This window comes from Chitinophaga solisilvae (assembly GCF_009928525.1).
Lineage (GTDB): Bacteria > Bacteroidota > Bacteroidia > Chitinophagales > Chitinophagaceae > Chitinophaga > Chitinophaga solisilvae.
Genome location: NZ_JAABOK010000010.1, coordinates 130,208 through 142,457, shown reverse-complemented (window position 1 = coordinate 142,457; position 12,250 = coordinate 130,208). Strand labels below are relative to the sequence as shown.

The window sequence follows — 12,250 nt, the reverse complement described above, 5'->3', positions numbered from 1 at the left end:
ACTCTACCAAATCCTTTCTTTTGCTGCACAACCATATACCAAAGTACAGTTTTATAACGAAATTTTATAGTGCTTTAGTTCCTGTAATCACCTACATTAGGTAAATTTTAACAATTGATAAATAATCATTATTAAATTAGCATCTTAACTAATTTATAGTTCAAGCCTTTGCAAATTTTTCAATACTATGATTGACTTTCGCAGCGATACTTTTACCCGCCCCGGGCCGGGCATGCTACAGGCTATGTTACAGGCAGAAACCGGAGATGATGTATTTACTGAAGACCCCAGCGTAAATAAACTGGAAGCCATGATGGCAGATTACTTTGGCAAAGAGGCAGCCCTTTACTGCCCTTCCGGCACAATGAGTAACCAGATTGCCATCAAAGTACATACGTTACCAGGCGATGAAGTGGTTTGCAGCAACCTCGCACATGTATACATTTATGAAGGAGGCGGAATCGCCTTCAACGCCGGTGCGCAGGTACGTGCCCTGGAGGGCGACCGCGGCATGATTACGGCCGCACAGGTGGAAGCTGCCATCAATCCCGACGATGTTCACAAGGCCCGCACGAGCCTCGTTTGCCTCGAAAACACCTCCAACCGCGGCGGTGGATGCTGCTACGACTGGGAAGAAGTACTGAAAATAAAAGAAGTGTGCCGCCGTCATCAGCTGGCCCTCCACCTGGATGGCGCCCGCCTCTTTAATGCACTGGTAGCCACCGGACAGGAGCCCCGCACCTACGGACAGGTATTTGACAGCATCAGCGTATGCCTCAACAAAGGCATGGGATGCCCCATGGGATCAGTGGTGATGGGCAGCCGGGAATTTATCTACCAGGCAAGACGCATCCGTAAAAAACTGGGCGGCGGCCTCCGGCAGGCAGGCTTCATGGCGGCTACCGGCATCTACGCCATGGAAAATAATATCCAGCGCCTGCAGGAAGATCACCAGCACGCCAAACAAATTGCACAGGCTCTGCTGGAAAAAGACTTCACCGGACATATGCTGCCCGTAGAAACCAACATTCTCATCTTTGAAGTCAGCGGCGGCGCCTGGAATCCCGGCACCTTTACCAGCTACCTCAAAAAAGAAGGCATACTTGCCATGGCCATCTCCCCTACCCAGGTAAGAATGGTCACCCACCTCGATATCACCCCTGAAATGGTTGAAAAAACCTGTCAGGTTATTGCCGAAATGGCATAGATATTTGGTCATTTGAGATTTGGTTATTTGAGATTTGTCGTAAATAATGGTGGCATCCGGCTTTCCGATGGACACCATTATTTACGACAAATCTCAAATAACCAAATCTCAAATGACTAAATCCCTTTATTTTTGCAGCCTTATATTATTTATAGCATGGAACTTTCGAAAAACTATCTGCCTGCAACGGTTGAAGAAAAATGGTACCAACACTGGATGGACAAAGGTTATTTCCGCTCTACACCGGATAACCGCCAGCCCTTTACTGTAGTCATCCCCCCGCCAAATGTGACAGGGGTCTTGCATCTTGGCCATACCCTCAATGAAACCGTCCAGGACATTTTAGTGCGCCGTGCCCGTATGAGCGGCTTCAATGCATGCTGGGTACCGGGATCCGACCATGCATCCATCGCTACAGAAGCGAAAGTAGTGGATATGCTCAAAAGAGAAAAGGGCATCGAAAAATCCCAGCTCTCCAGAGAAGAATTCCTGAAATACGCCTTTGAGTGGAAAGATAAATATGGTGGTATCATCTACCACCAGATAAAAAAACTGGGTTGCTCCTGCGACTGGGACCGTGTCACCTTTACTATGGACGACCATTACTACAAAGCTGTCATAAAGGTATTTGTAGAGTTGTATAATAAAGGCCTGATCTATCGCGGCGCCCGCATGATTAACTGGGACCCTAAAGCCAAAACTGCACTCAGCGATGAGGAAGTGGAATACAAAGACCTGCAGGGTAAACTGTATCATGTAAAATATGCGATCACCAACGGAGATGGCCAGCCTACCGGCGAATTCATCACCATCGCTACACAACGCCCTGAAACCATCATGGGCGATACCGCTATCTGCGTAAACCCTGAAGATGAAAGGTATGCACACCTGAAAGGGCATTTCGCTACCGTACCGCTGGTAAACCGCCGTGTTCCCATCATCTTTGACACCTATGTAGATAAGGAATTCGGTACCGGTGCGCTGAAAGTAACGCCGGCACATGATATCAATGACTACAACCTGGGACTGAAGCACAACCTCGAAGTAGTAGACACCCTCAACGATGACGGTACCCTCAGCACTGCCGCAGTGGTATTTGTAGGGGAAGACCGCTTCGTTGCCCGTAAGAAAGTAATCGCTGCCCTCACAGAGGAAGGCCTGATGATAAAAGAGCAGGAATACACTACCCGCCTGGGTTACAGCCAACGTAACCCCGATACCGTAGTGGAACCCCGCATCTCTACCCAGTGGTTCGTAAAGATGGCCGACATGGCCAAACCCGCACTGGACGCAGTTGTTAACGGTGATGTAAAAATTCATCCGGGCGACCGCTTCCTTGCTACCTACAAATACTGGATGGAAAATGTGAAGGACTGGTGCATCTCCCGTCAGCTCTGGTGGGGACAACAGATCCCCGCCTGGTACGCTCCGGACGGCACTTTTGAGGTAGCTGCCACCGCCGCGGAAGCAGTAGCACAATTCGCCAAAAGAAACGTAACCATCACTGCCGCAGAACTGATACAGGATGAAGACTGCCTGGATACCTGGTTCTCCTCCTGGCTCTGGCCCATGGAAGTATTCAACGGCGTTTCCCAGCCGGATAATGCCGATATCAGCTACTACTACCCTACTTCTGTACTGGTAACCGGTCAGGATATTATCTTCTTCTGGGTAGCCCGTATGATTATGGCCGGCCTGGAATTTAAACAGGTAAAGCCTTTCAGCGATGTATACTTCACCGGAATGGTACGCGACAAACAGGGACGTAAAATGAGTAAGCAACTCGGCAACTCGCCGGACCTGCTGGAACTGATCCACAGCTACGGCGCTGATGCCGTTCGCTTCGGTATCATGATCAGCTCCCCTGCCGGTAACGACCTCCTGTTTGATGACGCCAGCTGTGACCAGGGACGTAACTTCAACAATAAAATCTGGAACGCGCTCAAACTCGTGAAGATGTGGGAAGCCCGCCAGGAAAATGACAGCGACAACATTGCTGCCAGCGACTTTGCCGTAAACTGGTTTGAAAGCAGGTTACATGAAGTTCAGGCTGAAGTAGCAGCACTGCACAAAGACTTCCGCCTGAGCGAAGGGCTGAAAGCCATCTACAGCCTGATCTGGGACGATTTCTGCAGCTGGTACCTGGAGTGGGTAAAACCTGGCTTTGAGCAACCAATCGCGGCTTCTGTCTTCAATAAAACCGTGGAGTTCTTCGAACAGCTGATGCAACTGCTGCACCCGTATATGCCTTTCATCACGGAAGAAATTTACCAGCAGCTGAAAACACGCGATGAAGCGGATGTACTCATGATGAAACAATTCGCAGATACACCTGCTCCTGTGCATGCTACGCTCGTTGAAGGCGCGCTGGCAAAAGAGGTCATCAGCAGCATCCGCGATGCACGCAATAAAAACCAGATCAAACCCAAGGATCCGATTGTACTGCATATCGAAACCAAACATGACCTTGCATTCAAACAGATTGAAGGTATGGTGGCCAAACAGGTGAACGCCAAAGCTGTTCATTATGTACAGGAACCGGTTCCGAACTGTATCAACCTCGTCATCCAGAAAGATAAATTCTACCTCGGTACTGAAACTGAACTGGATACTACCGCACAGAAAGAGGCACTGCTGAAGGATCTGGCTTACCAGCAAGGCTTCCTCAAATCCGTGGAAAGCAAACTGGCCAATGAGCGCTTTGTACAAAATGCAAAACCTGAAGTAGTGGAAGCTGAACGCCGCAAGCAGGCGGATGCCGAAGCCAAGATACAGGCGATAACGGAAAGTTTAAAGTCTCTATAATTTTTGCAATCGCCCGGTCGTTACTATACCGGGCGATTTTTTTCTATCCCTTTTAACTATCATGCAGAAACACCTGTTCATTGCTGTTTTTTTACTGGCAACGGCTGTAAAGCCAGTGCTGGCACAATCTGTCAGGAAGTCGGCCACCGCCGCAAAACCAAAACCTGCCGCCAATACCGGCAAAAAGCCCGCGAAGCTGCGCAGCAGCTGGGGTATATTTCTCAGTGATACCTTACCTAAAAATGAAGTGGTTAAACTGCTGGATTCCGCGCTGACAGTGCGGGATGAGAAGAATAACAAATATGCGGTGATTTCCTTCGCATTTACCTACGAACAACATACTCCCTACCTGAACGATACTACCGGTATGCCGGCCATATACAAGGATTTTACGGGAGATAATTTCCGTTCCTCCGCTCTCCCTCCGCTATGGAGCAACCGCCTGAAAGAAACCCTGCAATCAGGTGATGTATTGTATTTCGACAATATTATCATCAGATACGCAGAGGAGAAGTACTATATGGCTCCTGCCCTGCGCATCCATGTGAAATAAATCAATTACTGAACAACTGCTGAATAGGGATGATAAATTCAAACCTGTTCTGAATATCTTCTCCCGGATTGCGATCAAACAGATGGCTGAAACGTGCGCCAAAAGAGAATGGCAGTGCATTTCCCAACCTGGTATCCAGGAAAACCTCTGTACCTGCAGATGTAAAGCGGTTATTGCGGTTAACGGTAAAATCACGCGCTACGCTGTAATCATAGAACAGGTTTGCCCTGATACGGTTAAAATAGATCAGTTGTGCAAAGCCCCAGTCAGGATATGCCAGCGGCAGGTGATAATTGGCGCCCAGCTTATAAACGCGGTCATAAAACGGTGTGTTATACCCTCTCGCATATACGAAATTGTCAGAAAAGGTGTAATTGAACTGCTGATCGCGTTGCTGAAAGGCTGATTGCAGTACCAGGCTGTGGTTCTGCCACAAGCCGGGTAAATACAGGTCAAACCGGCCATAGAACTGCTCTGCGTAAGGAGTTCCCAGGGAATGGTTATACTGCAGCGCCAGGTATTGTCCGAAATGTGAAAAGAGATTTTGCTTCGCCTTTATACGCATATTACTAAACACCAGCTGGTTGCTGAGGTATTGCAGGCTGTTTGTTTTGAACTTAAAATTACCCTGTTCATACCGCTGTAATATGTTGTAATTACCCGCCAGGAGCATGTTACGGCTATAGAGGCCGGATGAAAAATTCAGCGGAACGGAATAGCCCGCATGCCATGAAAGTTCATTCCAGTAAAGGCGGCCTATCCTGGGCGCCAGTGTATTCCTATTTATCGTATAGTCGACACCGGTAGTAAGATACGGGAACAGGCCGCTGAAAGTAAAGTCCGCACTCAGTTTGGAGTTCCCTTCATTACGGTTGTAGGTATACGCCAGCCTGGTAGAAGTTGTATTCAGTATATTTTCTCCGGACAGGGAAATACCATAATCAGGGTCAATGAAAAAGGGTGTCCAGCTGTGGAAGTTGAATGGCCGGGAGAGCTGTGCGTATTTTTTTACAGGGAAAGAATCGTGCGGCACTTTACGGAGGATATTATCCTCTTCTGCTGCCGGTGGTTGCAGCCATTTGCTGTGAGCTGTCTGGTCAATGCTGACCTCTTTCCAGCTGCCGGCAGGCATTGCGGCATGATACAGCTTATATCCCCCGGCGGTAAATTCGCTGAACACCAGGCTGTCCTGCTGCGGATCTACTGCTGCATGCAGCGCACTGCGTCCCCTGTCTGTGACCGCAAAGGTTTTTTTATCCGATAACGTCAATGCATATACGTTATTTACATCTTTATAGCCGGATGTAAAATAAATGGTATCTCCATTTATCACCGGAGCGCCGAGCGCATTATATCCGAAGGGCGTGAGGGGTTCGGTTTCGCCGGTAACAAGCGACTGTTGTACCAGGGCCATCGCCCCTTCCTGGTTACGAACGGCGCTGATAACGGACTTATCATCTGCCGTAAACTTAGGATAGGTATAGTACCAGTTGTCCGGGTTAGGCAATATCTTTTCTACGGTACCGGTCTGCACATCGATCAGCTGCAGGTTATAGGTTTGTTCCGGCGTAATGGCAGCTGCTATTACCTTGTCGCCATTATTGCTGATATCCGGTGAGAAGAATTTACCGCGGGCAGAAACTGTTTTCGTACAGCCGTTTGCATTATTGTATACCCGAATAACGGAAAAATTCTTCCAGCCCCAGCGTACGTCAAAACGTGCGGCGGCCCATACAATGCGGCCATTGCGGTAGCTGAAGTATTCATCGTATACCATACCGGGTCTGAGCAGCAGTTTTTCTCTGCCGCCGGCCTGCAGGAAGTATATACCGGGAATTTTATCGTAGGATTCTTTCAATACAATCCATTCATTATTGCCGGCAGCGTATACATATTTATAGTCAGTCACCGTTCTGGCAGTTGCCTTCAATGGTACTGCCGGCGTGGTATCGGGCCGGGAGGCGTACTGATTCCATTGTGTCTGATATTCCTCCAGCATGGCAGCATAGAAGCCTGTAACATTTTTGCCGGTGCGCTTCTTCAGGCTGCGGGAGAAGGGGTAAAACACGCCGCGGTAACGCACCGCATCACTGGTAACACCTTTCCAGAAGTCATTGCCATAATGCTCACGGCCGTAGGCTGTCATCAGATAGCCCAGCGGGTAATGATCCGGGATGAAGTCACGGAAGGACCCATTCCTGATTTTCATATAGCTGTAACGTTTACCTGCGAGGGATAGTCCGCGGAAACCATCGAAGAAAGCGGGAAGCCGGCCGCGTCCCTGCGGACTGAAAACGGTTTCATTAATCACGGCATCGCCTTCCCAGAACCAGTTAGGCACAGCAATATTGGTAACAGCTGCCTGTCCGAGATCGCCGCCCAGCCAGGAGAACACTTTAGACACGCCCTGGCGGAAGTTCATATTCTGCAGTACGTGGCGGTATTCGTGCAGGGACAGCTGCTCCACCCAGTTCAGGGAGCCGAGGTCAAATGCCGACGGAGAAGGTGACAGGTAAAACTCGGACCGGAAAGGTCCCAGCTGCACATACCCGTTGGATTGCATGGTCTGGTTCTGTAATACTATATCCACCTTACGTTCCAGGTTACCGATAGAGGAACGGGTATAGCGGTTCAGCCAGGTAACGATATTGGCTACACGCTCCCCTTGTGCCGACAGGCCTTTGGGAAAAATTACACGAACAGTATCTGTATTAATCTGCTGCCATTTAAGGGAAGGCGGGTTACCGCCAAAACGTTGGGCGGACAGGGACAAAGGCAATAACAGGAGCAGCCAGCAAAGGGAACGATACATATGTTTCAATTACGAATTACAAATTACCAATTACGAATGAAAGCGAAGATTTAAGTGGAGATTAAGATACATCATTAAACGATAACATATTTTAATCTTCGCTTAAATCTTCGCTTTCATTCGTAATTGGTAATTTGTAATTCGTAATTACTTATGTGCAGTCTAGCATTCAGAGAGACTGATAGGTATGTTTACAGCGAGGCCGCCGTCGGAGGTTTCCTTGTATTTGGAATTCATGTCCAGGGCGGTGTCCCACATGGTTTTTACAACAGCGTCCAGGGATACTTTTGCCAGTTCCGGGTTGCTTTGCAGGGCCAGCTGGGAGGCGGTAATGGCTTTGATGGCGCCCATAGTATTTCTTTCAATGCAGGGAATCTGTACCAGTCCGCCGATGGGGTCGCAGGTAAGTCCAAGATGGTGTTCCATGGCTATTTCCGCGGCCATGAGTACCTGTCTTTGCGAACCGCCGAGGCATTCGGTGAGTGCAGCTGCCGCCATAGCGGAAGACACGCCTATTTCAGCCTGACAGCCCCCCATAGCTGCGGAAATGGTAGATCTTTTCTTGAAGATGCTGCCGATTTCAGAGGCGGTGAGCAGGAACTGCAGGATTTTGTCATCGTGGAGGCCATCGCAGAAGGCGATGTAATATTGCAGTACGGCGGGTATTACGCCTGCTGCGCCGTTGGTGGGTGCGGTGACAACGCGGCCGAAGGAGGCATTTTCCTCATTTACGGCGAGTGCGAAGCAGCTTACCCAGTCCAGCGTATAGGTAAAATGTTCTCCGCCTGCGCGGATAGCTTCGATCCAGGAGTTATAATCTGTATAGGTACGGCCTTTCAGCAGTTTTTTGTTGAGGGCAAAAGCGCGGCGGGCTACTTTCAGGCCACCGGGGAGTTCGCCGGTGGTGTGGCATCCGCGGTACGTGCATTCCTGCATGACGCGCCAGATGTTGAGTACGCCGGCACGGGTTTCGGCTTCCGGACGCCAGGCGTGTTCATTTTCCATCACCAGTTCAGAGATGCTGTAACCGGTTTTGATGCACCATTGCAGCAACTGACGGGCGGTATCGATGGGGAACGGCAGGTCTACCTGCATGCCACCGCCGCCGTTATCGCCTTCCTGTACAACGAAGCCGCCACCGATAGAATAATAGGTAGCTGCGCGTTTGTCGCCGTCGGCGAAGGTAACCAGGAATACCAGTGCATTGGGATGGAAAGGGAGGGATTCCTCGAAGAGGAATTCAATATCTTCTACAGGATCAAAGTCAATTTCATATTTACCTGCCAGCATCATTTTACGGGTGCGGCGGAGGGTATCTATCTTGCTGTTGATCTGGTTTACATCAAAGGTGACAGGGTCATCGCCGCAAAGTCCCAGCAGTACGGCAATATCAGTACCGTGGCCATGGCCGGTTTTGGCAAGGGAGCCATACAGCAGCACCTGTACATTGGTAACGGAGGATAGCTTTCCGGCTGTGTCCAGCTCATCCAGGAAACGGAGTGCTGCCCGCCATGGGCCTAATGTATGAGAGCTGGAAGGACCAACGCCAATCTTAAAAATATCGAATACAGAAATACATTCGTGTGCCACTACTTAATTGATTTGCCTGTAAAAGTAGGGATTATTTGGTCATTTGAGATTTAGTTATTTGAGATTTGTTTTTAATCAGTAGGCACGCTGTACTTCAGTCAGCATACTGATTAGCAACAAATCTCAAATAATCAAATCTCAAATAACCAAATGGTTCGCTATTTAACCTGCAGGTTGATCAGCTTCACGTCGAATACCAGTGGGGTATTTGGAGGAACGGAGCCCTGACCGTATTGCATGTATGCGTAGTAGGAAGGTATGAACAGCTGGATACGGCCGCCTTTGCCGATTTTCTGCATGCCGATGGTCCATCCCGGGATCACCCTGTTCAGATCGAAGGAGACGCTTTTGCTGCTGTCGAAGCCGGTGCCGTTCAGGAAAGTTCCTTTGTACTCTACGGTAACGTTGGCATTCTGGTTCGGCTTGTTTTTCTGGTCGCCGCTGTCAATAATGTTCCAGAATATACCGCGTGGGTCGTGGGAAGCAGTGATATTTTTAGCTTTCAGGTAGCTGGTAATGGATACGCTGTCTTTATCATATTGCGCCACGTGGTCAAAATTTTCCTGCGTGGATTCTTTTTTAGAACAGGCAGCCAGTACAGCTATAATCATTCCTCCCAGTAAAAGAACTTTCTTCATACGTAAATGATGGTTGTTTTTATTTTAAGATTAAAAGTTACTTGAAATCTACCAGTTCCACATCAGAGATGAGGACGGCGTTGGGCGGAATAATGTCGGGTACTCCCATGGATCCGTATGCGAGTACGGGAGGGATGAACAGTCTTATTTTACCGCCTTTGGAGATTTTGGTCAGCCCGATCTGCCAGCCGGGAATATGATCTTTCAGTTCTCTGCCGTCGAAGTTGGTAACATCGAAGGAGGAGGAAACAATTTGTCCGTTGGTAAGTTTGTTGAGATAGTTGACATATACCACGGAGTTGGATTTGACGAAATGCAGGCTGTCGCCTGGTGTCAGTATTCTGTAGTATATGCCGGAGGGGTCGCGGAGCGCTGCTTCGTTGTGGGCGAAGAGATAGCTTTCAATCTCTGAGTTGGGTCCGCCGGCCTGTCTGGAGAGTAATTCCAGGGAATCATTCGTTTTGGTGCAGGCAAACATGAACAGGAGCAGGCAGGCAACCGGTATTTTTAGCATTAATTTCATCTGCAGTAATTTATGTCACATTTCCGGTTGTTTAACGGGTTTGTGCTGCGTAAAGTTACAGCAGGAAGCTGGTTCCCTATAAAAAAACTCCTGACAGGCGGACCTGCAGGAGTTTTTTTTATATTGATGCGGAACATCTTAGTAGTCCATACCCATACCATGACCACCGCCTGGCATAGCAGGAGCAGCAGATTTAGGTTCTGGTTTGTCAGCGATAACGCATTCTGTGGTCAGCAGCATACCAGCGATGGATGCAGCATTTTCCAGTGCTACGCGGCTAACTTTGGTAGGATCGATTACACCGGCAGCCAGCATTTTTTCGTAAACTTCAGTGCGGGCGTTGAAACCGAAGTCGCCTTTACCTTCTTTCACTTTCTGTACTACGATGGAACCTTCGATACCTGCGTTGGCAGTGATCTGGCGGAGAGGTTCTTCGATAGCGCGTTTAACGATAGCGATACCGGTTTGTTCGTCTTCGTTTTCACCTTTCAGTTTATCCAGGGATTCGATAGCGCGGATGTAAGCCACACCACCACCAGGAACGATACCTTCTTCAACGGCAGCGCGGGTAGCGTGTAAAGCATCGTCAACGCGATCTTTCTTCTCTTTCATTTCCACTTCAGTAGCAGCACCAACGTACAGTACAGCCACACCACCGCTTAATTTAGCCAGGCGTTCCTGTAATTTTTCGCGGTCGTAATCGGAAGTAGTTACTTCGATCTGGGCTTTGATCTGACCGATACGGCCCTGGATATCTTTTTTCTGACCTTTACCGCCAACGATGGTGGTATTGTCTTTATCGATAGTGATGGATTCAGCTTTACCGAGGTAGGTCAGGTCAGCATTTTCCAGTTTGTAACCTTGTTCTTCGCTGATAACGATACCACCGGTGAGGGTAGCGATGTCCTGCAGCATATCCTTTCTTCTGTCGCCGAAGCCAGGAGCTTTTACAGCAGCAACTTTCAGGGTACCGCGCAGTTTGTTAACCACGAGGGTAGCCAGTGCTTCACCTTCCAGATCTTCGGAGATGATTACCAGCGGAGCGCCCTGCTGAGCTACTTTTTCCAGGATGTGCAGGATATCCTTCATGGTGCTGATCTTTTTATCGTAGATCAGGATGTAGGGATTCTGCAGTTCAGCCTGCATTTTTTCGCTGTTGGTGATGAAGTAGGGAGACAGGTAACCGCGGTCGAACTGCATACCTTCTACTACTTCTACAGTAGTGTCGGTACCTTTAGCTTCTTCTACAGTGATAACGCCATCTTTGGTTACTTTTTTCATCGCTTCAGCGATCAGTTTACCAATTTCGGAGTCGTTGTTGGCGGAGATAGAAGCAACCTGTTCGATTTTCTTGTTATCGTTACCAACTTTTTCGGATTGTTTTCTCAGGTTTTCAACGATTGCTTTAACAGCTTTGTCGATACCACGTTTCAGATCCATCGGGTTAGCGCCTGCAGCTACGTTTTTCAGGCCTTCGCCGATGATAGCCTGTGCCAGTACGGTTGCAGTGGTAGTACCGTCACCTGCCAGGTCAGCAGTTTTGGATGCTACTTCTTTCACCATCTGTGCGCCCATATTTTCGATAGCGTCTTCCAGTTCGATTTCTTTTGCAACAGTAACACCGTCTTTAGTTACACCGGGAGCGCCGAATTTTTTCTCGATCACTACGTTACGGCCTTTAGGACCGAGGGTAACTTTAACCGCATCTGCCAGGGTATCTACACCCTTTTTCATTCTGTTGCGGGCTTCTATATTGAAGAATAATTGTTTCGCCATGATTTCTCAGTTGAATATTTACAAGTTAGTTTAATACAATACTTCCGTTATCATTATACGATAGCCAGGATATCAGACTCTCTCATGATCAGAAAATCTTCGCCATCGATAGGCAGTTCCTGACCGGAGTATTTGCCATACAGCACGGTATCGCCAACTTTAACGGTGACAGGCTCATCTTTTTTACCAGGACCGGCGGCCACCACGGTGCCTCTAACGGGTTTTTCTTTTGCAGTATCGGGGATAATGATACCACCAGCTGTTTTCTCTTCTGCTGCTGCAGGTTTCACGATTACCCTGTCAGCTAAAGGTTTAATACTTAATTTCTTAGCCATAGTAGTTTTTA

Annotated in this window: 9 protein-coding genes; 3 read left to right on the top strand and 6 right to left on the bottom strand. The window is 48.6% G+C overall.

Translation table 11 applies throughout. The annotated features are described in order from the left end of the window. Positions 1 to 187: 187 nt before the first annotated feature. From GWG06_RS20840 to GWG06_RS20830, 3 genes are all read left to right on the top strand, one after another. A complete protein-coding gene (locus tag GWG06_RS20840; protein ID WP_160715679.1) occupies positions 188 to 1,207 on the top strand; it encodes a threonine aldolase family protein in 1,020 nt (339 codons plus the stop codon). A 156-nt stretch (positions 1,208 to 1,363) separates the two neighbouring features. Beyond that, entirely contained in the window at positions 1,364 to 4,012 is a 2,649-nt protein-coding gene (locus GWG06_RS20835) for a valine--tRNA ligase (protein ID WP_160715677.1), read from the top strand. A gap of 61 nt (positions 4,013 to 4,073) precedes the next feature. Next, positions 4,074 to 4,565 carry a hypothetical protein gene (locus GWG06_RS20830; RefSeq protein ID WP_160715675.1) on the top strand — a complete coding sequence of 164 codons (492 nt, stop codon included), beginning with the start codon at positions 4,074 to 4,076 and terminating at the stop codon, positions 4,563 to 4,565. Position 4,566: 1 nt separating this feature from the next. Here GWG06_RS20830 and GWG06_RS20825 read toward each other — a convergent pair whose 3' ends face one another. The 6 genes from GWG06_RS20825 to GWG06_RS20800 all read right to left on the bottom strand — a co-directional run bounded on the left by GWG06_RS20825 (position 4,567) and on the right by GWG06_RS20800 (position 12,239). After that, on the bottom strand, positions 4,567 to 7,377 hold the full coding sequence (locus tag GWG06_RS20825; protein WP_160715673.1) for a TolB-like translocation protein: 2,811 nt from the start codon (positions 7,375 to 7,377) through the stop codon (positions 4,567 to 4,569). A 162-nt stretch (positions 7,378 to 7,539) separates the two neighbouring features. Then, positions 7,540 to 8,967, bottom strand: coding sequence for an L-serine ammonia-lyase (locus GWG06_RS20820; RefSeq protein ID WP_127042957.1), 1,428 nt, complete (start codon positions 8,965 to 8,967; stop codon positions 7,540 to 7,542). Positions 8,968 to 9,125: 158 nt separating this feature from the next. Further along, positions 9,126 to 9,605 carry an FKBP-type peptidyl-prolyl cis-trans isomerase gene (locus tag GWG06_RS20815; protein ID WP_127042955.1) on the bottom strand — a complete coding sequence of 160 codons (480 nt, stop codon included), beginning with the start codon at positions 9,603 to 9,605 and terminating at the stop codon, positions 9,126 to 9,128. Positions 9,606 to 9,642: 37 nt separating this feature from the next. Further along, a complete protein-coding gene (locus tag GWG06_RS20810) occupies positions 9,643 to 10,128 on the bottom strand; it encodes an FKBP-type peptidyl-prolyl cis-trans isomerase (protein ID WP_127042953.1) in 486 nt (161 codons plus the stop codon). A gap of 138 nt (positions 10,129 to 10,266) precedes the next feature. Next, positions 10,267 to 11,904, bottom strand: coding sequence for a chaperonin GroEL (groL, locus tag GWG06_RS20805; RefSeq protein ID WP_127042952.1), 1,638 nt, complete (start codon positions 11,902 to 11,904; stop codon positions 10,267 to 10,269). A 53-nt stretch (positions 11,905 to 11,957) separates the two neighbouring features. Continuing rightward, the gene (locus tag GWG06_RS20800; RefSeq protein ID WP_127042951.1) at positions 11,958 to 12,239 is read right to left on the bottom strand and encodes a co-chaperone GroES; all 282 of its coding nucleotides are present in this window, start codon (positions 12,237 to 12,239) and stop codon (positions 11,958 to 11,960) included. Between the last annotated feature and the right edge of the window lie 11 nt (positions 12,240 to 12,250).